Source organism: Pseudomonas sp. Pme6b (assembly GCF_058129925.1).
The window spans coordinates 2,918,924-2,942,276 of sequence record NZ_CM176704.1 but is presented as its reverse complement, the minus strand read 5'-3'; the positions used below and the strand labels follow the sequence as shown (position 1 = coordinate 2,942,276).

Below are 23,353 nucleotides of genomic sequence, written 5' to 3'. Positions count from 1 at the left end.
TATTCCGTGCTCTAGGTGTTGTCTATGACGACAAGCGCCTAAAGCGAAACGCGCCCTTCAATGCAGGTAACCGTCGAGCCGCCCACCCAGATATCCTCACCTACACGCTGAATGGAGACTCGCCCCTTGCGGCCGAGCACGGTGCCTTGGCTGACGATGTAATTGTCCGGTGCCAGCCCCTCTTCCAGAAACCAGCGAGCGATTCCGGCATTGAGGCTGCCGGTCACCGGGTCTTCCGCCATACCGTCGCCCGGGATAAAGGCACGCACTTCAAATTGCGCCTCATCCCCATCGACTGCCGGGTCCCATGGCGCAACGACGCCGAGTATCAGGCCGCTCAATAATAGTGTGTAATCCGGCTGCAAGCTCAGAACACTGGCGCGATCTGCCAGCCTGAAGGCGACCCAACCCGGGCCGTTATCCACCCAGCGCGCATCCAGAATCTCACCCGCACCCAGCTTCATACCGATGCGGATCTGCTCGATCAATTCAGGGTCTACCTCGCCCGAACGCAACAAAGGCGGCGCAGTGAATGCCAGCCCGCTGCCCTCGCGACGAATGCGCACCAGACCGATTCCGCACTCCTGGATAATTTCCTCACCCTGCGCCGCGCCACCGCTTTCGAGCCAGGCGTGACAGCTGCCCAAGGTGGGATGCCCAGCGAAGGGCAGCTCTTCAAGTGTGGTGAAGATACGCACACGATAGTCGGCACGCGGGTCTGTCGGTTTGAGCAGAAACGTGGTTTCACTCAGGTTGGTCCAGCGTGCAAAGGCGGCCATCTGTTCATCACTCAGCCCGTCCGCGCCCAGCACCACCGCCAGCGGATTACCGAGCAAAGGCTGATCGCTGAACACATCCAGTTGTTTGAAATGAAACGAGCGCATCTGAGCTTCCTTGGCAAGGTGTTAAAGAACCAAGGTTGCCACGCACGCCACCGGGTAGACAACGGTCTATTGAACCAACGCTCGCCTTGGCCGCTCACAGCTCGCACTCGCCTGCTAATCTGGCAGACACAGGTCCGGATAACATGAGTCATTCGAGGTTTGAAGATGCTGGACACTACAACCTACAGTCAGCTCGAAACACTTTGCGAGACAATGACCGGCAAGTCCTTTCTGGTCGTCACCGGCGCAGGTATCAGCACCGCGTCCGGCATTCCGGACTACCGCGACAAGGACGGCGTCCGGCGTGGCAAACAGCCGATGATGTATCAGGAGTTTGTCGGCAACCCCGCTGCGCGCCAACGTTACTGGGCGCGGGCGATGCTGGGCTGGCCGCGTATTCGCGCGGCGCAGGCCAATGCCGCGCATCGGGCACTGGCTGCATTGCAGGTTGAAAATGCCATCAGCGGACTGATCACCCAGAACGTTGATGCACTGCACAGTCAGGCCGTAAGCCAGGACGTCATCGAGCTGCACGGCAGCCTGCACCGTGTACTGTGCCTGGATTGTCAGCAACGCAGCGAGCGGGCGGATATTCAAGAGCAGATGCTGGAGCAAAACCCCTATCTGCTAGGCGTCGATGCCAAACAGGCACCCGATGGCGATACCCTGCTGGATCCGGCTTTCGAGACCGGTTTCAAGGTGCCCCGCTGCCCGCATTGCGAGGGCGACAGACTCAAGCCGGACGTTGTGTTCTTTGGTGAGAACGTCGCGCCGCAGACCGCTGCCAAGGCAACGTCGAGTGTCGAACAGGCGGAAGGCTTGCTGGTGGTCGGCACGTCATTGATGGCCTGGTCGGCGTTCCGTCTGTGCAAGGCAATGGTCGAACAGGGCAAACCGGTTATCGCCATCAACCATGGCAAGACCCGCGCGGAAGAATTGCTTGAAATGAAGATCGAAGCATCATGCGAGCAGGTACTGCCGTGGATCGCCGAGCAGCTCGGCGCGCGTTAGAACAACCCTAATTGCCCGCCGATCAGCGTGCTGAAATCATCGTCGACAAACGGCAGGATCGCATCAGCCAGTGGTTGTAACTGGCGAGTCACGTAATGGTCGTAGTCAATCGGCGCGTGACGAATCTCCAGAGGTTCCGGTCCGGCAGTGGTCATCACGTAGCTGATCCAGCCGCCGCTCTGGTATTGACGCGGACGACCCTGCTGATCGTTGTATTCATCGGCGAGCCTCGCGGCGCGCACGTGGGGCGGCACGTTGCGCTGATAATCATCGAGCTTGCGGCGCAGGCGCTTGCGGTAGATCAACAGGTCATCCAGCTCGCCTGACAGGGTGCACTGCACGTAGTCACGAACATAATCCTGATACGGCTGGCGCTTGAAGATGCGCAGGTATAGCTCCTGCTGAAACTGCTGAGCCAGCGGCGACCAGTCGGTGCGCACGGTTTCCAGGCCCTTGTAGACCATCTCCTCGGAACCGTCAGCGCGAGTGACCAGTCCGGCGTAGCGTTTCTTGCTGCCCTCCTCCGCGCCGCGCACGGTTGGCATCAGGAAGCGGCGAAAATGCGTTTCGTATTGCAGCTCCAGCGCGCTGTGCAAGCCATATTCATTGTGCAGGTGCTCGCGCCACCACTGGTTGACCTGTTGCACCAGCGTCTTGCCGATGCTTGCCGCTTCTTCCTGCCCGTGAGGACGGCCCAGCCAGACAAACGTCGAGTCGGTATCGCCGTAGATTACGGTATAGCCCTGTGCCTGGATGAGGTCGCGGGTCTTGAGCATGATTTCATGCCCGCGCAAGGTGATCGATGAGGCCAGCCGCGGATCGAAGAACCGGCAGCCACTTGACCCCAGCACGCCGTAGAAGGCATTCATTATGATTTTCAGGGCCTGGGACAACGGCGCATTGTGCTCGCGCTTGGCGGTCTCCCGACCTTGCCACACACGTTCCACGATCGCTGGCAGGCTATGGCGGGTGCGAGAAAAGCGCGCGCCGCGAAAGCCTGGCACCGACGCGCTGTCCTCGGGATGACGCATGCCTTCGATCAATCCCACCGGGTCGATGAGAAAGGTTCGAATGATCGACGGATAAAGGCTCTTGTAGTCCAGCACCAGCACCGACTCATAGAGCCCCGGCTGGGAATCCATCACAAAACCACCGGGGCTTGCCTCCGGCATGCGTTCGCCCAGATTAGGCGCGACGAAGCCCTGGCGGTGCATCAGCGGAATGTACAGATGGCAGAACGCGGCCACCGAACCACCGCTGCGGTCAGCGGGCAGGCCCGTTACGGTGGCTCGTTCAAGCAGAAAGGTCAGCAACTGGGTCTTGGCGAAAATGCGCGTCACCAGCTCGCAATCCTTGATGTTGTAACGCGCCAGCGCAGGCTTGTCCTCGGCGAACATGCGGTTGATTTCGTCCATGCGCTGGTAAGGCGTATCAATGGCCTTGCCCTCGCCCAGCAGGGTCTGCGCGACATTCTCGAGACTGAACGACGGAAAGCTCCAGGTCGCGGAACGCAAGGCCTCGATCCCGTCGATGATCAGCCGCCCGCTGACCTCGGCAAAAAAATGATTGTTACGGCTGCCATGCTCCCGCCAGCCCATTGCTTCACCGCCACGCCCGAGCCGCAATGGCACTTGCAGGCGCTGGGCATGTTCATGCAGAACCCGCAGGTCGAACTGCACGACGTTCCAGCCGATGATTGCGTCAGGATCGTGCAACGCCAGCCAGCCATTCAGGCACTCCAGCAACTGCGCGCGGGTATCGCAATAATCGAGCTGAAAATTCAGCTCCTCGTCGCCGCCATTGGGTGGCCCCAACATGTACACCTGGCGCTGACCACAGCCCTCCAGCGCGATCGAATACAGCTCGCCACGTGCCGTGGTTTCGATATCGAGCGACGCCAGCTTCAGGCTGGGACGGTAATCGGGTGCCGGCCTGATTTGCGCGTCGCAAAGCACGCCCTCGGCATCCGGCGTACCGCTGAATTGCACTGGCGCGGTGATGAAGCGCTCCATCAGATAGCGCTCAGGCGGGCGAATGTCTGCCTCGTAAACATCGACATTGCCTCTACGCAGCAGTTTTTCGATGTTCATCAACTGGCGGTGCTGCTGGCAATACACACCGAGCACAGGTCGATGACGAAAATCGCAAAGTTCCAGCGGACGCAATTCCACCCCGCGCTCGGTACGCAACAGCGACCGCGCACGCTCGCCCTGCTCGGCAGGAATAAAGGCGACAGAGGGCTGGCAAGGCAGGCGAATATGGCGAGGACCCTGATCGGTAGCCAACCAGAAGTCGACCTCGGTCCCGGCGGGCGTATCTTGCCAGTGCCGACTCAGGATGAAGCCCTGCTGTAAATCCAACGCTGCTACCTCGACCGCATGGCGAAACCGTTGATTCTACTTGGCTGTGAGGTCAAGCGCGCGGTCGACAGTCGAATTCAGGCCATTTTCAGGCGCTGTCAATTAATTGCGTCTATGCCCTTTATCCCTATTTATTTGTTGCTCGATTCTGCGCGCTGCACGATTCTGTAGTGCGCCTGAAAATGCACTACAGTCTTACAGGTCCCGATCACGGAGAGCACCATGAAAACCGTCGCCCAACTACTGAAATTGAAAGACCTGCAAAACCAGCAAGTACATACCATCGGCCCGGACCAGATGGTGCTCGATGCGCTCAGGCTGATGGCGGAAAAGAACATCGGTGCGCTGCCGGTGGTCGAGGGCAACGTGGTGGTCGGCGTCGTCAGTGAGCGCGACTATGCACGCAAGGTGATCCTCAAGGGGCGCTCCTCGGTGGGTACGCCGGTCAGAGAAATCATGAGCAACAAAGTCATTACCGTCGACTCGCAACAGAGCGTCGAAGCGTGCATGGGGATCATGACCGACAGCCATCTGCGCCATCTGCCGGTCGTGGAAGACGGCCAGCTGCTGGGCCTGCTGTCGATCGGCGACCTGGTGAAGGAAGCCATTGCCGAACAGGCCAGTCTCATTCAGCAGCTTGAGCAGTACATTCGCGGCGAGTGAGCCGAACGGCACGCCAGGCGCAGCGCGCGATTACCGCACGCTGCGCCGGTCACTCAGTCATCCAGCGTCTTGCCAGGTGCCCCGCCCTTGACTGGTTTGGCCGGTTTTTCGGCCGGTGCAGGCTTGGCCTCTGGTTCTGGTAGCGGCGCGGATGCCTCTTTCTCGCGCATTGGCATCTGGTCGATGGTGGCGAAGATCTCCTTAAGGTCTACCGATTCTGACTTGCCGATAGTCTTGTCGATCTTTTTCTCGCCGTCCTTGCCCACCAGAATGACCTTGGTACCGACACCCGCGCCCAGCTTCAATTCGCGAATCAAGGCCATGGTCGACTGGGGGTCCATGCTCTTGCCGTCACGCTCGCCGATAGTGTTCACCACCGTGAACAGCACCATATTGCGCTCTGTGAAGTCTTTATGATTGGCAGACTCCTTCAGCGCATCCTTCAGGTGGCTCAGCGCCGGATCAGCCGGGCTGGGTGCGATGATGATCAGCGGGCGCGACTTGCCGCGCTCCTGGGCCAAAGGGCCATCGCTGTCAGCGGCAAGCGCTGTACCTGCAGCGACAAGCAGGGTGGCGAGGGTCAGGGACCGGATGAACATGGTGGGCTCCTTTCAAATCCATTGGGTAGCCATCGCGCGCAGACATACGCGATGCTGGACTGTTCTACCGCATATGGGTCATCCCGGTACAGCCCGATGTAGTCCTTTTCCTTAATCCCTTGCTTCAGGCAGAGCGCTCAAGCGATTTGTAAAGGGCGCTGTCGAGGCTCGCCAGCAGGCCTTGAACGATCTGTTCCACCTCGGCAGCGTTCAGCACCAATGGCGGCAGAAGCCGGATGACCTTACCGCGCGTGACGTTGATCAACAGGCCGTAGTCCTCGGCCGCGATCCGGGTCAACTCGGGTATGGCCTGCCGCAATTCGATACCGATCATCAGCCCGAGGCCACGAATCTCCAGCACCTGCGGGTGAGCGCCAAGCACGTTGCGCAGCCGCTCCAGCAAGCGGCTGCCTTGCAGGGCGGCGTTTTCCACCAAGGCCTGCTGTTCGATGATGTCGATTACCGTGCAGCCGACCCGACAGGCCAGCGGATTACCACCGAAGGTGCTGCCGTGGCTGCCGGGGGTGAACAATTGCGCCGCCCTGCCCCTTGCCAGACAGGCACCTATCGGCACACCGTTGCCCAAACCCTTGGCCAGGGTCATGACGTCCGGCACGATGCCCTCGTGCTGAAAGGCAAACCACTTGCCGGTCCGCCCCATGCCGGTCTGGATTTCGTCGAGCATCAACAGCCAGTCACGCCGGGTGCAGCGCTCCCTCAGCGCCTTGAGATACCCGGTTGGCGCGACCTGCGCGCCGCCTTCGCCTTGAATCGGCTCCACCAGTACTGCGGCAATGCGGTGCCCGTGAGTCACGCAGACCTTGTCGAACGCCGCCAGATCGCCAAAGGGTACTTTGACGTAATCCCCCGGCAAGGTGCTGAAGCCCAGGCGCACAGCCGGTCCGTCACTGGCCGACAGTGTGCCCAGCGTGCGGCCGTGAAAGGCGTTTTCCATGACCACCACCAAAGGCCGTTCGATGTACTTGTGCCAGCCGTGCAGGCGCGCCAGCTTCAGCGCAGTCTCGTTGGCCTCGGCACCGGAGTTATTGAAAAACACCCGATCCAGCCCCGACAAACCGGTCAGTTTCTGCGCCAGACGCTGCTGCCAGTCAATGCTGTAAAGATTGGAAGTGTGCAACAGCAACCCCGCCTGATCCCGAATGGCCTCTACCAGCAGCGGATGCGAATGGCCGACATTGGTCACCGCCACGCCCGCCACAGCATCCAGGTATTGGCGCCCGCTCTGGTCCCACAGACGCGTGCCCAGGCCACGGGTGAAGCTCAGGGCCAGAGGTTGGTAAGTGCTCATCAGGCAGGCAGTGGTCATGACGTGAAGCTCCTTGGGTATGTTTCGATTTTTGCAGTATCGTTAACCACTCCTTATGGATAAACAGCCAAACACTTCAATCATTTTAAAGCAGGGCTTGATAATGGATTTGTTTCAGGCGATGCGTGTGTACGTAAAGGTGGTCGAAGCAGGCAGCCTGACGGCGGCAGCTCAGGCGTGTTCGATTTCTACCACTATGGTTGGCAACCACCTGCGCGCACTGGAACAGCGCCTGGGCGTCAGCCTGTTGCAGCGCACCACTCGCCGTCAGCGCTTGACGGAATTCGGCACTGCGTATTACGAGCGTTGCCTTGAAGTGCTGGGGCTGGTGGCCGAGTCCGAGCAATTGGCCGAGCAGGCCCAGGGCGATCCCAGCGGCACGTTGCGCATCACCGCGCCGCTGACGTTCGGTTCGGAAGTGCTGGCCCCGGCCCTTGCCGGGTTCTCGCTACGCTTTCCCGAGGTCAAACTTGATCTGGTGCTGACCAACCAGCGTCTGGACATGATCGACAATGGTTTCGATATCGCCATACGCTTGGGAAACATCCCGCAATCCTCGCCACTGATTGCGCGCCCCATGCAGGACTACACCCTGACCATCTGCGCTGCGCCGAGTTATCTGGCTCGCCATGGAGCGCCTGCGCACCCCGGAGACCTTGGTGCGCACAATTGCCTGGCGTTCTCCTACCCGGCAGGAGACGAGTGGCGCACGGCTGGCACCCAATGGCGTATGACCGGCCCCGAAGGTGAAGTGCTGGTGGATGTCGACGGCTCGATGGTTGCCAACACCTCTGCCGGTCTTTATCAGGCTGCGTGTGCTGGAATGGGTGTAGTGATGCTACCGGATGCGCTGGTTCAGCGAGACTTGCAGGAAGGCCGGCTGGTTGCGCTGCTGCCGGGCTATCACTTGCCCAGACGACCGATGAACCTGCTGTATGTGCAGGATCGTTATCGGCTGCCTAAAGTGAGAAGTTTTGTGGAGTACGCGATGGGGCTCTGGGGGCGGTAAGCACTTACCGCCCAAATGTCATCGAACCGACGCCGGTGCGCGCGTTGCTGCCCGCACCGGAGTTTGCCGGTCAGACCTTGAATCGGCTGACCATGCTCTGCAGATGCACACCCAGGCGCGCCAGCTCGACGCTGGACGCCGCGGTCTCTTCACTGGCGGACGCCGTTTGCTCGGAAATGTCGCGCACGTTCAGAACGCTGCGGTTGATCTCTTCGGCAACCGCACTCTGCTCTTCGGCAGCAGCGGCAATCTGGTGGTTCATCGTCTCGATGGTCGAGATCGCCTGGGTCATGTTATTGATGGAAACGCCAGCATTGCGCGTCAGCTCGACACTGTTTTCAGTCAGAGCCTGGCTGTTGTCGAGAATCGTAGCCACTTGCGATGTACGGCTGTGCAGGCCACTGATCAACGCAGCAATTTCTTCCGTCGATGTCTGCGTGCGCTGGGCCAGGCTTCTTACTTCGTCAGCCACCACCGCGAAGCCTCGTCCGGCTTCGCCTGCACGCGCCGCTTCGATGGCAGCATTGAGCGCCAACAGATTGGTTTGCTCGGCAACGGCCTTGATCACGTCCAGCACGCCGCCAATCTTGTTGCTTTCGCTCTTGAGCTCGTCCATTGCAGATTTGGAGTGTTTGACTTCAGTCGCGAGCTTCTCGATCTGGGCAACCGCCTTGGAAACCACACCTTCGCCATCGCGGGCTTCCTTCGAAGCATTAACCGCCGCATGGGAAGCCTGCTCTGCGTTGCGTGCGACCTCCTGAACAGTCGCAGACATTTCGTGCATTGCAGTGGCAACCTGATCCGTTTCGCTCTTCTGACTGTTCACCCCGGCACTGGTCTGCTCAGTGACAGCCGACAACTGTTCGGCTGCGCTGGCGATTTGTGTCACACCATCGCGCAGGCCGCCAATCAGCTCGCGCAGGTTGCTGGTCATGCGCAGCATGCTGCCTTGCAACAAGCCCAGTTCATCCTTGCGCGTGACCGGCTGGTTGTACGTCAAATCGCCATCCGCTACACGCTCGGCCAGCTTCAGTGTGTCAAGCAACGGGCCGACGATAAGACGAGTGATAACCCAGGCCGCCAAAGCGCTCATGATCAACGCTGCAATCAGCCAGACAGACAGAAGGGTCTTGGCCTCGCCCACGTCTTCTATTCTCAGACTGACCTGATTGGCTGACAGCTTGTCGGCAGAATCAAACAGAATGGCGATAGTTTTATTGATCCCTGCCTGTGCCTGATCGATCTTGTCCTGCGCCGCAGTGAACTGATTCAACGTGTTCTGATAGCCGAGCAGAGCGTCCACAAGGTGCTTGATCGTCGCTGACTGGCTATCGAAGCCTTTCAGATTTTTAACAAAATTAATAACCGTGTTCATCGACGTTTCAGCCGGTGCCCGGTTCTCGGTTTTCAGGGAATAGGTGTAACCACGCAAGTCGAAGCGCATTTTCTGAAACAACGTCATCGCCTGAATAATGTCGTCACGCTGCGAGGCGCTGCCGTCATCTGATCGGGCAATGGCGTTCAGTTTCTGCAAATCGTCAGCGGCTGCGTCAGCGTACTGGCCAAACACTGACCGGGTCGCCTCGCGGGCGGCAGTGGCCTGCATCAGATTATCGTAGTGGACACGATAATCCTTCATCGCTTCAGCAGAAGCATTTACCAGCGGGGTGTTCAGCGGAGAGTCGAAAACTTTCTGCGCATACTTCACATGATTTTCGAGACTATCGATAGCTTTCAGCCAGTTGCTGGCGCGCTCGGCATCGTAGTTGAGCGCATAAGCCAGGCGGGCTATACGGACATCACGGGTCAGCGTGCTCAGCTTGCCGATATCGGCAATCCTCTCGCTTCGTTCGCTCAGCGAACTGATCCCCGTCCAGCCTGTGAGTGCAATCAACACGGTCAGCACAATGACCAAGGCAAACCCGAGCACAAGCTTGGACCTTACAGAAATATTGTTCAGCATAGCGTTCACCGTAAATTGCTCTTGTCTGGTCATTGTGGGGGTTATAAGCGGCTTGTCCTTGCCATTTATACAACCCACAGTTGTCGGCGGGGCAGCTTCAAACTTTAAAAGTTGACGTCAAAATTCATGCTCGAAAATAAACATCGACTCGTCGAATAACCCGTATGGCCTTTCACGCCAGTCGGTTAGCATGGGCCGCTGTACCTACACATCGAGTATTTCGGAGAATTGCATGAGTCTGGAGTTGACAGCTTCTCGAGACGGCCTGACCACAGAGGAACGTTCTGCGATTGCCGAAATAGAGTCAACGACCAACATTTTAAGGCTGGTCACCCGACTGACAGGCATGCGCTTTGCCGGTATCGCAAAGTTCACCGACGCGGATTGGATCGCCTGTTCTGTATACGACCCGACTGACCTGGGCATCGACGATGGGGACGTGTTCAAACTGGAGACCACGCTGTGCAGTGAGTTTTGCGTCAACCCCGAAGCGTTGTTCGTACCGCAGATCAGCAAAAACGGCCGCTACGCGAACCGGCCGGTGGTAAAGCGCTAAGCCATCGAGAGTTATGCAGGCGTGCCGGTCCATCTTCCGAACGGACAGTTGTACGGCGCGCTATGTGCGCTCGACTCCGACGTGACGTTGTTTGACGACCCCGATCTGGCGGAAACACTGACTCTGTTTGCCAGATTGATCGGCTGTATTTTCTTCGCCAACATCAGCGAAACAGACTGATGTAGCTGCCGCTTGATGCGAGTGAAAAACACGTTTCATGCGGACGAAGCGTTGGTTTTGCAGGAAAGGATGAAGTCGCTCGACTGAAAAATCTCTTCGCCCTGTGTGAAGTTTCCGAGAAGACTTCAGTTGCTTGCGCGGGCTGTATCGAGGATTTAAGGTGCGCCGTCGCTGCAAAATCAGCGGCCGGATTTAGCGATCCGAATCTCTATTCTCGACATCGCGTTTCATGCTCAACATGAACATCGCGTTATGGCGGCTGTGCGTCGGAGACCTTCGGGTCTGCCGGTGTGCGAAAGATTAGAGACCGGTTCGCTAACCTTCGCACAGCTGCCACCTTCTCGTTTAGCGACGTGATTGGGGCTCTATGTTCGCTATGGAGCGTTTAATCAATGGATCTCCCATTCCCCCTTCTTCCCTGCACCGAAAACCACGAGCCCACCCTATTCCTGCGCCACCGTCGCATGTTGCGTGCTGTTGTCATGCACGCAGAAGCCTGGTTCCCGCTGGAGGACATCGCCCGCCTGATGGGCAAGCGTCTGGACGAGCGCAACACCCGCAAGCTCGACGCCGATCAGCGCCGCACCGCATGGTTGTTGACCCACGGCGAATGGCAAAAATGCCTGCTGATCAGCGAGTCTGCGGTATTCGCCCTGTTGATTCACCATTACATCCCGGAAAACCGCGCCCTGCGACGCTGGCTAACGCAAGACGTGCTGCCCGCACTGAGCGCCCGCCCCGTTGATATCAACAACGACGGCCCCACTCACTGCCAAATGCAGTGGCAGGGCACAACCCTGAGTACGCTGCAATGGCGCGGGGATATCTGGGTGAAGTTGCGCGACATGCCGGAAATCGTTCAGGTCCAGACGACCGGCAAGAAAGATGGCTGGCTGAAACGCCTGAAGTTGCTGGGCAAACGGGCTGCTTGAGCGCTTCAAACAGGCTCTGTACAAAAAGTGGCCACGCTGGCCGACTTTTCGTACACAGCCTACGGTTTACTCTACGGTCGCGTACATGGGCACGAGTTCAAGCATGGCGCTACTGAACTGGCTTTCATCAAATTGCGTTCGGTGTCGAGGCGACACAGGTTTGACCGGGCGCTCGCCGTCCAATAACGCCTCGGCAGGCAGATCAATCCCGAAATGAGGAAATGGCTCCTGAGCCACCCAGCCTCCGGCCGCCAGAACCAACAGTAGAAATACGCCCGCGATGGGCTCTTTAGGTCTGCACATTCTCGTTTCTCCAATCCGGCAAAACGATTCAGCTCACAATGAGCAACTCGATATAACAGCCACGGCGTCACCCGTGTGTCGCGCCCGGCAGATCACTCGAAAGGCTCTTCGCCCTGCAACTTGGTGCGGTGCATCATTCGCCCGCACGCGGGGTCGTAAGCTTCCGCACGGTGCATGGTGCCGGCGTTGTCCCATATCACCAGATCACCTGCCTGCCACGCATGGCTATAACTGAACGCCTCGGCTGTAGCCCACTCGCGAAGGCCGACCAGAATCTGCGCGCTTTGCGCCAGGCTGCTGCCAACGACCTGCTGCGCAGTGCATCCCAGAATCAGCGACTTACGACCGGACCGGTGCCTCCAGACCAGCGGCAACTCCTTCTCGCCGATAGCCTGCATGGCCTTGAGCATCGCAAGGCCAGGCTCGGGATTGTAATAGAGTAACGATGCCCATGGCGCGTGAATTACTCGTAAGCGTTCGTAATGTTGTTTATCAGCGCTCGATAACGCCTCGTAAGCCGCATAGGTATTACAGAAACCGGTATTGCCTCCCCAACTGGCGGGCACCTTGCAAGACAGCAACGACGCCAGAATGGGCACATCGCTGCTCGTACCGTCGATATGCCAGTAGAGCGAGCCCTTGAGAAACTCAGCGCCTGCCGGGTTCTCTTTGACATCAAGGCTGATCTTGGTGATGTTCTGGCCATCACTGGCTTCCGGACAGAAAGTGCCCAGCGTACGGGTGAAAGCGATCTGCTCTGCATCGGAAAAATTAATCTGCGGAAACACCAGCACACCTCGCTGCTCCAACAGTTCCCGGATTTCCCCGGCGAATTGACCCGACAGCAGCTCCTGCTTGCTGTTGAAAATACGCGTACCAATACCTGGCTTGATGGGCTCCTGGGACAGCTGAACGAGCGAAGTGGCTAACATGATGCGACCCTCTTCATAAGTGAACACAACGGTACACTTATGGAAAAATCTGCGCAACCTCTTATTGAGCCGACTGGCCGCACACCTTGCCTGCGCCTTACACTGGCCAGCCACTGACCGTTCAAGGAATGAATCAACGTGCACGCCCCTGCCCCGCAAATCCTCATTCAGCGCATGGCCGAAATCCACCTTGAAGGCGTTACTGCGCTCTACAACGAGCCTGCAGTCTGTCGTCAGGTGCTGCAAATGCCTTATCAATCCATCGAAGTGTGGCGCAAACGCCTGGCAGCCAGCACAGAGCGACATGTGAAGCTGGTCGCGCTGAGTGGCGGCGAAGTGATCGGCAGCCTCGGCCTGGAACAATATTCGCGCAGCCGACAAAGCCATGTCGGCGCTATAGGCATGGGCGTCGCGTCGGCCTGGCACGGCAAAGGCATCGGCTCGAAACTGCTGGCGGCAGCGCTGGACATCGCAGACAACTGGATGAACCTGCACCGGGTAGAACTGACCGTGTTTGCCGACAATGAGGCAGCAAAAGGCCTTTATCGCAAGTACGGTTTTGAACTGGAAGGACGCCTGCGCAACTACGCCGTGCGCGATGGCGTATTCGTCGATGCCTTGAGCATGGCGCGGCTGAGGTGAGCGGTGCTCCTGAAGCTACCGCTTGAGCGATAGCCGAAAGCATGCAAGGATCAGCCATGAATCAAGTCCTTAAAAGTAACCGACATCACCCTCACGGCCCCACCTCAGGTGCCGCGGTTGCTTGCGCTCATCGATTGGCCAGACATAGATCCACGTTCTGACCCATCAGTGAAACAAACCAAGGCGCCCACGGCGCCTTTTTTATTGCCTATTACTTTGAAAACAACCACCTGAAAACAACGGAGATCACCACCATGACCATGCTACGCGGAACCCGCATCGTGACCGGAACAGAAGCCGCAACCCTGCGTGAGACAGAAAGCCGTTTCCGGAGCTATCTTCATCGAAGCGGGTGCTGAAGAAGCGATAGTCCCCGCGTTATGGGGTGAGGACACTTTTATCGAAAAAGCCGGCGGCAGCGAGATCATCAGCCAGATGTGGGCATTCAACGACAAGGCCGGACGCGCCTGTTGCCTGATCCCGGAAGCAACGGCCCTGTTCCAGGAGCGCAGTGAAGCCCTGCTCAACGGGCGACGCGAAGCAGTGTTTTTCTATGTCGCACGTTGTTATCGCTACGAGCGACCGCAAGCCGGACGCTACCGTGAGTTCACCCAGTTGGGGCTGGAAATTCTCGGCCCGTCACCGCAGCAAGCCTTGCAACGCAGCCAGACCATCTGCACAGGCTTTCTGGACTCGCTGGGGCTGGACTATGAACTCAATACCGCCGTCAAACGCGGCCTGAGTTACTACCTGAACGGCAACGGCTTCGAGGTACGCTGCTCACGCCTGGGCGCACAGCAACAGGTGGTCGGCGGCGGAGCCTACAGGGAAGGTGCCGGGTTTGGCATCGGGCTGGAGCGGCTGGTGTTGGCGCTTGAGCGTAATTAATCCCGCTTGGCCAGGAGCGCCTTTGCAAGGAGGCGCTTCTCTACTCTGCTACACGTATTTAGCGTACTTCAAACCAACGAGGATGAAGTTTCGGAAAATGCTCTTTCAGCCAAGCGACGAATGCCTGCACCTGCGGCGCAAGGTGTGTACGGCTCGGGTACAGTACAGAAACCGGGCGCGGCAACGGGCGAAACGCTTCAAGCACTTCGACCAACTCTCCGCTGGCCAGAAACGACTCAACGGTAATGCCCGGAGCCTGAAGAATACCGAACCCGGCAAGGCCGCACTGCACATAGGCGTTGGACTCGTTGACAGTAATGCCACCACGCGGCGGAACAGGAAAGTCGTCGCCATTCAACGAGAAATGCCAGGGTAACGGCCGATTGCTCTGACCAGACAGAAAGCTGACCCCGCAATGACCTGCCAGCTCGTCCAGCGTTTCCGGCGTGCCGAAGGCTTGCAGGTAGGACGGCGCAGCGCAGGTGACCATCGTGGCCCTGCCTATTTCCCTGACCACCAGACTTGAATCGGGCAGCTCCCCGATGCGCAGCGCGCAGTCGATGCCTTCTGCGACCAGGTCCACCGTGCGGTCCGTTACTCCCAGCGCCAGCTCGATTTCGGGGAATGCCTGGGTAAACCCTTTCAGGCTCTCCATGAAACTACGCTGGCTGAACGCTGCCGGGATATCAATCCGAAGCCGCCCCCGCAGGGTCGAGCCGTTTCGGTCGAACATGGAGGTGGTTTCGGCAAGATCAGCCAGATTGTTCTTCACGCGCTCGTAAAAACGCTGACCTTCCGCAGTGAGTTTTACGCTGCGGGTCGTACGTTGAAACAGCCGGACATCCAGCGACGCTTCAAGGTCCTGAATGATCCGGGTCACATGGGGACGCCCTATCTGCGTGGCCTCCGCCACTTTAGTAAAACTGCCCAGCTCGGCAAGTTTCGCGAACACCTGCATTGACTGTAAAAGGTCCACCGACGAATCCCTCTGAACAAATACCGAGCCATTGTTGCCTGGCAGGATAACAATCCTGTCGATTTGCGCCCATTTATCTGCACCAGCGTTTTACCAACAATGACTTCAGCGCCCACAAGGCAACCGCCTCTGTGAGCCCAAACATGATTGCTGGAGACATTGAATGAAAGCGTGGCTGTTAAAAGATTTCGGGCTCGACAATCTGGTGCTCGGAGAAGCTGAAACGCCGGTTCCCAAAGCAGGTGAACTGCTGGTGAAAGTCGGTGCGGTATCCCTCAACTTTCGCGACAAGGCCATCGTCGACGGTATCTACGAACCGCATCGCGTACCCAAGCCATTGATTCCGGTCAGCGATGCAGCCGGTACTGTCGTGGCGGTAGGCGAAGGCGTCAGTCGCTTTTCAGTAGGCGATCGCGTGAACTCGCACCTCTACTCGCGCTGGATCGACGGCCCACCAGGCCCGGACGAACCGGATTATTGCTTCGGTTCGCCGTTGCCGGGTGGCCTTTCTGAATACATGATCATCCATGAAGACAGTGCCGTACGTGCACCGGATGCCATGTCGGATGAAGAAGCCGCCACATTGCCGATTGCCGCACTCACGGCCTGGTACGCACTGGTTGACTTCGGTCAGATAGAAGCCGGGCAAACTGTCCTTGTACAGGGCTCAGGCGGCGTATCGATCTTCGCTGTGCAGATCGCGACAGCCCTGGGTGCCAAGGTCATCGCGACTTCCAGCAAGGACGATAATCTGCAAGCGGTGAAGAAGCTGGGCGCTGTCGCCGGAGTGAACTATCGAACCCATCCCGAGTGGGCAGACGAAGTACTGAGACTCACTGACGGCAAGGGTGTGGACCTGTTACTGGACGTAGCCGGTGGCGACGGCATCAATCAGTCGGTTGCGGCCACCAAAGCGGGCGGGCGCATCGCGCAGATCGGTTTTCTGACCGGCCAGACTTCGGCGCTGAACCTGATGCCGATGATCTTCCGCCAGACTACCTTTCGCGGTATCGCCGTAGCACCTCGCTCGTCGTTTGACCGGATGAACGCCTTCCTCAACGAGCACAAGATTCGTCCGGTAATCGATCACGTCTACCCGTTCGAGCAGGCTCTCGAGGCATACGAGCACTTGGCCAGAGGCGCGTTTGGCAAGGTGGTAATCAAGGTTGATCAGGCCTGACACGGTATTGAGGTTGCGACGCGCGGATACTTCCTGAGCGTCGCACGCCACAGTCCCCCATCAACCATTCGAACTCAAAGGGTTACACTGCCTCCCTACCCCGCTCCTGACCCGAGGCCCCTGATGAAAGTTGGCGTGATTTCCGACACCCACGGACTGCTTCGTCCTGAAGCCATTACGGCGCTTGAGGGCTGCGAAGCCATCCTCCATGCCGGTGACATCGGCAGCCAGGACATCGTCGAGCAACTCGGCGCCATCGCCCCGCTACATATCGTGCGCGGCAACAACGACCAGGACGCCGAGTGGGCAAAAAACATCGCCGATCACCTGCGCTTCGACATCGAAGGCTGGCAAACCCTGCTGGTTCACGACATCGCCGATGTTCCGGCGCTACTGGATGACAGCGTGAAAATGGTCGTTACCGGCCATTCACATAAACCCCTCATCGATTGGCGCGGCGACACGCTGTATCTGAACCCGGGCAGCGCCGGGCGGCGGCGTTTCAAGTTGCCGGTGACGCTGGCGTTGCTTGAGGTGGGCGCGGATTCGATGGAGCCGACGCTGGTGCAGTTGGTTGACTGACAATTCAGATAGGCATCAAGTGTGAGAGCCCATCTGAATATCATCACAACTGAGCAGGCATACGAAAATCGCGTAATGCACTCATATCAAAAGGATTCGGCGCACGCTGGCTCGACAACAGGTAGTTGGCCCGCATGCCTCCGACATCGGCCTTGAGCACAAGTACATCACGGCCCTTCAGGGGCTCGGTCTGCATCAGGTCAAAGAGGCGGAACAGCGACCATGGGCCGCTATTCTTTTCGATGCCCAGCGGCCGGCCGACCATGCCTTCCATCACCAGACTTGTACGTCCATCCTCAGTATCAGCGGGCCACCTGAATAACATCGGTACGATGGGGCCGTGACGATACTCAAGTGACTGATCACCCAAACGGAACTGAGCGCGGCGTACAGCAGGGTCGAGGGTGTGAGGTTCTAGAGTGAATTGCACCTGCGGTTCCTGCGTGCGGTGAGCAAAGAAGCTACTGCGGATTTTATAAACACCCGCCATCTGATCCAGATAAGCGCGACTCATCGGCAGACTATAGCCGTCAATCGTGCGCAGTCGATAACGACCAGGATCGCCACTGACGAAGGGCTTCAGGTAGCTATCGAAGAAGCGCTCGGCTATGCCCTGCGCGCCGAAGAACTCGCGAAAATCATTAAGCGCTACATCACTGCTGCTGTGCGCATGGAATGGATAGCGTTTGGCGAGAGACTGTTCATAGAAACTGTAAAGCTCTGCCTTGTAGCGTTGGTTGAGGTAATGGTGAGACTGATACAGCACAAAGCTCCAGGTATCTTCAGCCAACGCGCTCAACCAGCCGCCCAGAGGCTGGGGTAACACAGTCGCGGCATTACGCAGATTGCTCAAGGCGTCTCGCTGTCCAGACATTCGTCCCTTTGCCATCTCGTAGGCCGCCAGTTCAGGCTGACCGGAGCGACCCAATGCGGCCATTTGCATCTGCAATTCATTAATGGCGTTCAATGCTGTAATCAGATCGGCGGCAGGACCATTCTCGTCATCCAGCAAGCGGTGCAAAGGATCGAAGCGACGCTGCAATGATTGCTTCGCCATTGTGGGCAGGCTATCGGTAACGGTCTGCTGCAACGTATCGCCAATCGCAGCAACCTGGGTGAGCGCCACAGGGCCCGGTGCAATCTTTTCAGCCTCGGCTTTCATAGCTCCGAGACTGTCTGCAAGGACGGGGAAAAGTGTGTTGTCACGCACCTCGACCAGCAACTGCAGCAAAGGCGAATGCGCTGCCGTCAGCCCGGCCAGTTGCACGGCAGCCTGGCTGGCTCCTTCAAAGGGCTGCAGTGAAACCCGACCGATCGCTTCGGCCCAATGATCGGCGTAATCACGAAAGTACAATTTTTCCAGTTCGACCATCAATGCTCGCAACTGATGTGCGTTGTACTGTTCACTTTCACCCAGGACCCAGTTGTCACGCATGATTTCAGTTACCACGGCTGTACCACGGGTAACGAAATACTGCTCGTAGCCCTGGCGTGTATAGAACCCGGGAATCCGATAGTCAGTACCAGCCAAATGCTTTGCCTGAGGGCCGGTGTTGTGGCCAAGGCTGTAGTCCGGAAGTACACGCGCTTTTTCACGCAATACCCGATAAACCACGTTGGCGAAGGATTCGTTACGCAGCACCTGCCGAGCCTGCGCCACTAATGCGTCGTTTAGCGGATAGGCAAAAGACTGTTCGAGCAAACGCCCAAAATGCTGATTCAACTCGTGCTGAGCCTGTGCATGCCCGACATAACGAATTGACCAGTCGGTCGCCACTCGCTCCTTCAGCGCAGAAGGTATCCGGTGTTCACGCTGAACCAGCATCAGATAGGCGCGCAAGTTGTCCAGTAACTGCTCGCGATCCTGCAGGCTGGCCATTATGCGGGCTTCAAACATCCGCACCACTCGTGGCAGCAACTGGCCCTGCAACTGGGCATGATAAGCGCGCAAAAGCACATCATTTGCAGGCTCGCCCTGATAAAGACCGTTGCGCTCATACAGAGTGACATCGCTGTTGTCCGGAAATACCTGAGCGGCCTGATAAAGGGTGTTCAGGCTATCAAGGACTGTCAGTAGATCATCCTCGGCGGTGAGCGATGAACGTTGTTGCGCCCACTGCTCACCCAGAATACGAAGCCGTTCCAGCCGGTCGTGGTTAGCACTGAAACCGGTCGCCCATAGCACACCAAACCCAGACAAAAACAATAGCGCAGCGCAATACACTGCCCTCTGACGCCAAAGAATCTTTCCGCGTGCTTCCTTGTTGAGCACAGCGAGATCGGACTCAGGGAAAATCACATGTCGCAACAGATCATGAATGAACCGTGCTTTTCCAGGTTGTGGAACCTGTAATCCGGTACCAACCTCCCCATCAGCTCTTTGGGAGCTCTGAGCAAGTTGCGGCGCACGGGTCAGATAGAACCCACGAAGGTGACTGGCGCGCTGATAGCGATTTCCGGAGAACGCGAGTTCGACAAAAACACCCAGTCTGTGTGCGATACCTCCAAGCAAGTTGGGGAATTCAAGCATTTTGCCGCGGCGCTGGCTGTCTCGTTCCTGATGAATGCGGGTGATGACCTGGCTGCCAAGCCGTTGCAGCAACGTTTCAAACTCCTGAATGAGAACACCGCTATCAGTGCCACTCTGACCGTTTTGAAATGTGCCCCCAAGGACCTGCTCACTCTCCTCGCGAGACAGTTGATCAAAAAAATCATCGAAACCTGCTATCGAATCGGCCTTGGTCAGTATCAGATAAACCGGTACATCAACATGCAGCTGCTGAAAAACTTCGTCCAGGCGCGCGCGCACATCTTCAGCCAGTTTCTCCAGACGCTTGTCACGCTCGTCAACCAAAATGTCCACTGGCAATGTCACCAGCACACCGCTGAGCGGCTGTACGCGGTGACGGCCCCGTAACAACCCCAGAAGGGTCATCCAGGCGCTGCCGTCGACCTCGGGTACAGGCTGGTCAAGATAGCGGCCCGATGTATCCAGCAAAATAGCCTGCTCGGTAAAATACCAGCCACAACTGCTGGTGCTGCTCGTGTCGTGCGTCAGTTTGCGCCCGACCCTGTCGAGGGGAAAGTCGAGTCCGGAAAAATCCAGCAGGCTGGTCTTGCCGCTGCCCTGCGGGCCGATCAGTGCATACCACGGCAGCTCGACTCGACCCCGGGCACCCAATTCGCCATACAGCGCAGAATCCTTGAGCACGCGCAGGGCATCCTTGAAACGACTGACAAGCTCCAGGTGCTCTTTTTCCACGGCGACAGACTTACGCAGAAGTTCGTGACCTGCATGGCTGTCTTGCGCCTGTTTTTTCTGCAAACCAATGCGCCAGTTGTTGAAGACAATCCCGAGGCCCCAGACCAGAAACAACACACTGATCGATACGAGACGCGCAATGGGGCTATCCCAAAACCTGTTATCCGCCACCGCCAGCAGTGGCCCGAACATCCAGATACATGCAGCCAGCACAAGCACCAACAGCAGCGACCAGGCCCAGGTACTGCACAGCAGCGCGATGAATTTTTTGAGCAGGGTTTTCATTGCATTTCTCATTTCAAGATCGGAGCTCAAGCGCTGCCAGATACGCTGGCTGATAGGATTTGAGTACGACCTCACGCTGCTCGCCGAGTACCCAGGTAAATCCGCAATACAGCACAGCCAGGCTGATAACGGTGAACAGCACGACCAGCCATACCGGTACGACACGCAGCCGTTCAGAAGCCCTGGACTGTGCGCCCTGCCAGCGAGGTGAAAGAGTTCGGGACACGTCGCCTCTCACATGCCTTATCTGCCGATAAAGGCTGTCGCGGATGTCTTCCAGTTCATGGCCATTAAGGCGGTGCGAGCGGTATTTCCCCTCGAACCCGAGCGCCAGACACAGGTACATCAGCTCGAGCATGGGCAGATGCTTGAACGGACTGGCAGAAAGCTTTTCGAGGAGTTGAAAGAATTTTTCGCCGCCAAATGTCTCCTTGTGAAAACGGCTCAGCAGACTGATCTTCGACCAGTCACTCTTGCTGCCCCAGGGCGTGTTCAACACAGCTTCATCCACGACCGTACACAGCACATAGCGCGCAGCCAACAGCTGATCATTTTCTATAGCGTTTCGCCGACCCTCGGCCTCGAACAGCTTGATCTGGTCCGACAGCTGTACGTTCAGCAGCGCAATATCGCCAAAGTCTTCGGCTGCAGACAGCCTGGACACCTGAGCCAGCAATTCGCTCGCAGCAGCGACCAGCGGATTGACATGGATACTGACCCGCTTTTCGGCTACCTGCCGGGTGTTGTTGATCAACCGTTCCTGCAGACCTTCGAAAAGATTCGCATCGTGGGGACTCGTGAACATGTCATCACCCGGCCAGACATTGTCCCGACCATAGGTAACGGCATGGTCTTCGCGACTGCTTTGCATATCCATCACTCTGCTCAATTTCTGATCGCCCAGAACTGCAACTCAAGCCCCGGAAATTCACCTGATACATGGAAAGCAAATCCCCCTGACTTATCGATTCCGCTTTGGTCCCGGTCATCGATATCGAGAATGAAATAGGCTTTTGCAGCGTGAAACGGTATTTGCCGCGGAGCCACAGGCAGCGGCCTGAGCCGCATACCCGGCAGGTGCAGACTCACCAGTTCGCGAATACTTTCCACAGAGCCCACTTTGAGGTGCGAAGGCAGTCGCCCACGCAGCTCTTCGGTATCGCAATCAGCACGAGCGGCAATGACAAATGAGGCATCCCCCAGCAACTCACGATCCACCCGAGGCGAGACCAGAACGCCGTACTGCCTGGGCTGCAACTCAAGCTCCTGCGCGTGCTGCTCGAGAACCATCGACAGCATTTGTCGTATGGCAAACATTAAACGTTTGAACGTTGCGCCCTGATCACTGTGCTGATAGCTGCCCTCCAGTCGAGGACGTCTGCTTTCATCGCCGAACGTCGACAACTCGCCAAAAAGAGATAACAGCGCCCGATACAGTTCTTCGGGGTGCACCTGCCGGGTAGTGAGATAGTGTTGAAGTACCAACGCGTTGCGATTAATCAGTTGCAACATCATGAAATCGCCCGTCTCTGCACCACGCGCCTGGCCGTATGTACCGATGCGCTCGGCGATGATGTCGCCTCGATGCTGCAGCAGACCTACAACTTCCTTGAGGCACGACATCAAGTAGCGTGAACCACTGGCGTTGATGAAGGCCGGTGAAAAACCGGTGTCCAGCGTTATTGCCTTGTCAGGGCTGCAGATAAGAATATGCCCCAACTTGAGCAAGGTGTAGGCGTGCTCTCCGCGAGGTTCTCCCACTAACAGACGAAATTCCGGGCGCGCGCATAACACCGAAGTGGAACAGTCTGCTCCGGCGTTCGAATCCAAAACATCCGTTGCGTAGGCTGTAAAGCGTGCGATCACCTCCGGCTGTTCGTGGCTGCGTGTCTCAATGCAATTACCCGCCATTGTCGGCAGCGCTATGTACACTGGCATGTTTGAAGTGTTTGCAGGAATATCCAGCGCCAATGGACTGTTACGGTCGCGTATGTCGAACACGCTACCGTCCGGCAGGATACCCGAGGCCTGAGCAAGTACGATCTGTCCCGAGCCCAAAAAATGCGGATCAATTTCAAGGGCTGTGAACCCCCAGTTGTAGGCGCCCGCCAACTGAGTGCGAACCCGCAATTGATGGTCGTAGTAACGATCGTTATGTTGAAAGTGCTGCGGCCGCAGCAACATGCCTTCCTGCCAGATAACCTTGTGCGCGTTCATGTCGGATTTCCTGTGCCTGTCTGGCTATCTGCCCGTTGAAGGCCGGATTCACCCAGTACGAAAACGGCTCGATTCTGCTGTTTGGGGTGAACCTTGATCACGTGACGCCATTGGGTTTCCGGCAAATTTCGATAGGCAGCCAGTACACCGATGTAACGACTGCCTTGATCCAGTTTCAGCTTCAGTTCAATACTCTCGCCTGGACGAAGTTCAAACTCTTCGCTTGCAATCAGGTCTTGCCCGAGTGCCTGAACAGTCCGTTGGTAAAGCGAAAAGAAATCCATATTCTCGAAGGTCACCGGACGCCTGAGTTCCAGGACCTTGAGAACAATCGGCGAGGGCCTGCCATTGACATCAGGGTTAAGCTGATTGTCTGCATTCAGTCGAATATCCATACGGGTTTGCGTTGAGTACGGAGAGAGAGCTGAACAACCGTTGAGCATGAGTAGCAGCAGTAACAACAGTGACCGTTTGACTCGGCTAACGTGAAGATTCATTGAATTCAGCCCTGTAAATCCTGATGGAGGCAGCGATACAACCGAACGGCGGCTCATGACAGCTCACGCCCATAGAATGCGCTGACACGGGGGTGGGCAATGTCC

General features: G+C 57.5%; 19 protein-coding genes and 3 pseudogenes. 9 read left to right on the top strand and 13 right to left on the bottom strand.

What is annotated here, in order from left to right; genetic code table 11:
• Positions 1 to 38 precede the first annotated feature (38 nt).
• Positions 39 to 884: a PhzF family phenazine biosynthesis protein gene (locus AC4ANE_RS13355; protein WP_002553549.1), complete on the bottom strand. Its 846-nt coding sequence runs from the start codon at positions 882 to 884 to the stop codon at positions 39 to 41.
• A 165-nt stretch (positions 885 to 1,049) separates the two neighbouring features.
• Between AC4ANE_RS13355 and AC4ANE_RS13350 the strand changes: the two genes are divergently transcribed.
• On the top strand, positions 1,050 to 1,895 hold the full coding sequence (locus AC4ANE_RS13350) for an NAD-dependent protein deacetylase (protein ID WP_002553548.1): 846 nt from the start codon (positions 1,050 to 1,052) through the stop codon (positions 1,893 to 1,895).
• On the opposite strand, the gene AC4ANE_RS13345 is transcribed toward AC4ANE_RS13350, so the two are convergent.
• Complete coding sequence (locus AC4ANE_RS13345; protein ID WP_002553547.1) at positions 1,892 to 4,255, bottom strand: DNA polymerase II; 2,364 nt, start codon at positions 4,253 to 4,255, stop codon at positions 1,892 to 1,894. The two genes, AC4ANE_RS13350 and AC4ANE_RS13345, sit on opposite strands and share 4 nt — an antisense overlap.
• A gap of 222 nt (positions 4,256 to 4,477) precedes the next feature.
• On the opposite strand from AC4ANE_RS13345, the gene AC4ANE_RS13340 reads away from it, so the two are divergent.
• Positions 4,478 to 4,918 (top strand): CBS domain-containing protein, encoded by a 441-nt coding sequence (locus AC4ANE_RS13340; protein ID WP_002553546.1) that lies wholly within the window; start codon positions 4,478 to 4,480, stop codon positions 4,916 to 4,918.
• Between the two features lie 53 nt (positions 4,919 to 4,971).
• Here AC4ANE_RS13340 and AC4ANE_RS13335 read toward each other — a convergent pair whose 3' ends face one another.
• Both AC4ANE_RS13335 and AC4ANE_RS13330 read right to left on the bottom strand, forming a co-directional pair.
• Positions 4,972 to 5,517 (bottom strand): DUF4174 domain-containing protein, encoded by a 546-nt coding sequence (locus tag AC4ANE_RS13335; RefSeq protein WP_002553545.1) that lies wholly within the window; start codon positions 5,515 to 5,517, stop codon positions 4,972 to 4,974.
• 124 nt (positions 5,518 to 5,641) lie between these two features.
• Positions 5,642 to 6,844 (bottom strand): aspartate aminotransferase family protein, encoded by a 1,203-nt coding sequence (locus AC4ANE_RS13330; RefSeq protein WP_002553544.1) that lies wholly within the window; start codon positions 6,842 to 6,844, stop codon positions 5,642 to 5,644.
• Positions 6,845 to 6,947: 103 nt separating this feature from the next.
• Between AC4ANE_RS13330 and AC4ANE_RS13325 the strand changes: the two genes are divergently transcribed.
• Positions 6,948 to 7,853: a LysR substrate-binding domain-containing protein gene (locus tag AC4ANE_RS13325; protein WP_002553543.1), complete on the top strand. Its 906-nt coding sequence runs from the start codon at positions 6,948 to 6,950 to the stop codon at positions 7,851 to 7,853.
• A 70-nt stretch (positions 7,854 to 7,923) separates the two neighbouring features.
• On the opposite strand, the pseudogene AC4ANE_RS13320 reads toward AC4ANE_RS13325, so the two are convergent.
• Positions 7,924 to 8,523: pseudogene (locus AC4ANE_RS13320) on the bottom strand (methyl-accepting chemotaxis protein); the annotation flags it as partial.
• Positions 8,524 to 8,778: 255 nt separating this feature from the next.
• Positions 8,779 to 9,816, bottom strand: a pseudogene (locus AC4ANE_RS13315) (methyl-accepting chemotaxis protein); the annotation flags it as partial.
• Positions 9,817 to 10,048: 232 nt separating this feature from the next.
• On the opposite strand from AC4ANE_RS13315, the pseudogene AC4ANE_RS13310 reads away from it, so the two are divergent.
• Both AC4ANE_RS13310 and AC4ANE_RS13305 read left to right on the top strand, forming a co-directional pair.
• Positions 10,049 to 10,552 (top strand): annotated as a pseudogene (locus tag AC4ANE_RS13310) (GAF domain-containing protein).
• Between the two features lie 392 nt (positions 10,553 to 10,944).
• Positions 10,945 to 11,484, top strand: coding sequence for a BRO-N domain-containing protein (locus tag AC4ANE_RS13305; RefSeq protein ID WP_002553539.1), 540 nt, complete (start codon positions 10,945 to 10,947; stop codon positions 11,482 to 11,484).
• A 66-nt stretch (positions 11,485 to 11,550) separates the two neighbouring features.
• Here AC4ANE_RS13305 and AC4ANE_RS13300 read toward each other — a convergent pair whose 3' ends face one another.
• Both AC4ANE_RS13300 and AC4ANE_RS13295 read right to left on the bottom strand, forming a co-directional pair.
• Positions 11,551 to 11,787, bottom strand: coding sequence for a hypothetical protein (locus tag AC4ANE_RS13300; protein ID WP_004661480.1), 237 nt, complete (start codon positions 11,785 to 11,787; stop codon positions 11,551 to 11,553).
• 92 nt (positions 11,788 to 11,879) lie between these two features.
• Positions 11,880 to 12,719: a TauD/TfdA dioxygenase family protein gene (locus tag AC4ANE_RS13295; RefSeq protein WP_002553538.1), complete on the bottom strand. Its 840-nt coding sequence runs from the start codon at positions 12,717 to 12,719 to the stop codon at positions 11,880 to 11,882.
• A 138-nt stretch (positions 12,720 to 12,857) separates the two neighbouring features.
• Between AC4ANE_RS13295 and AC4ANE_RS13290 the strand changes: the two genes are divergently transcribed.
• Positions 12,858 to 13,361 (top strand): GNAT family N-acetyltransferase, encoded by a 504-nt coding sequence (locus tag AC4ANE_RS13290; protein WP_002553537.1) that lies wholly within the window; start codon positions 12,858 to 12,860, stop codon positions 13,359 to 13,361.
• A 309-nt stretch (positions 13,362 to 13,670) separates the two neighbouring features.
• A complete protein-coding gene (locus AC4ANE_RS13285; RefSeq protein ID WP_002553536.1) occupies positions 13,671 to 14,249 on the top strand; it encodes an ATP phosphoribosyltransferase regulatory subunit in 579 nt (192 codons plus the stop codon).
• A 58-nt stretch (positions 14,250 to 14,307) separates the two neighbouring features.
• On the opposite strand, the gene AC4ANE_RS13280 is transcribed toward AC4ANE_RS13285, so the two are convergent.
• Entirely contained in the window at positions 14,308 to 15,207 is a 900-nt protein-coding gene (locus AC4ANE_RS13280) for a LysR family transcriptional regulator (protein WP_031595995.1), read from the bottom strand.
• Positions 15,208 to 15,388: 181 nt separating this feature from the next.
• Between AC4ANE_RS13280 and AC4ANE_RS13275 the strand changes: the two genes are divergently transcribed.
• Positions 15,389 to 16,405 carry a zinc-dependent alcohol dehydrogenase family protein gene (locus AC4ANE_RS13275; RefSeq protein WP_002553534.1) on the top strand — a complete coding sequence of 339 codons (1,017 nt, stop codon included), beginning with the start codon at positions 15,389 to 15,391 and terminating at the stop codon, positions 16,403 to 16,405.
• Positions 16,406 to 16,528: 123 nt separating this feature from the next.
• Entirely contained in the window at positions 16,529 to 16,987 is a 459-nt protein-coding gene (locus AC4ANE_RS13270) for a metallophosphoesterase family protein (RefSeq protein WP_002553533.1), read from the top strand.
• A 43-nt stretch (positions 16,988 to 17,030) separates the two neighbouring features.
• On the opposite strand, the gene tssM is transcribed toward AC4ANE_RS13270, so the two are convergent.
• Genes tssM through tssJ form a run of 4 tightly spaced genes read right to left on the bottom strand, consistent with a single transcriptional unit; the run spans position 17,031 to position 23,248 of the window.
• A complete protein-coding gene (gene tssM, locus AC4ANE_RS13265; protein ID WP_031595997.1) occupies positions 17,031 to 20,534 on the bottom strand; it encodes a type VI secretion system membrane subunit TssM in 3,504 nt (1,167 codons plus the stop codon).
• A 13-nt stretch (positions 20,535 to 20,547) separates the two neighbouring features.
• Entirely contained in the window at positions 20,548 to 21,411 is an 864-nt protein-coding gene (gene icmH, locus AC4ANE_RS13260) for a type IVB secretion system protein IcmH/DotU (RefSeq protein ID WP_005734665.1), read from the bottom strand.
• Between the two features lie 8 nt (positions 21,412 to 21,419).
• A complete protein-coding gene (gene tssK, locus AC4ANE_RS13255) occupies positions 21,420 to 22,751 on the bottom strand; it encodes a type VI secretion system baseplate subunit TssK (RefSeq protein ID WP_031595998.1) in 1,332 nt (443 codons plus the stop codon).
• Positions 22,748 to 23,248 carry a type VI secretion system lipoprotein TssJ gene (gene tssJ / locus AC4ANE_RS13250; RefSeq protein ID WP_031595999.1) on the bottom strand — a complete coding sequence of 167 codons (501 nt, stop codon included), beginning with the start codon at positions 23,246 to 23,248 and terminating at the stop codon, positions 22,748 to 22,750. The genes tssK and tssJ overlap by 4 nt, the downstream gene beginning before the upstream one ends.
• Between the last annotated feature and the right edge of the window lie 105 nt (positions 23,249 to 23,353).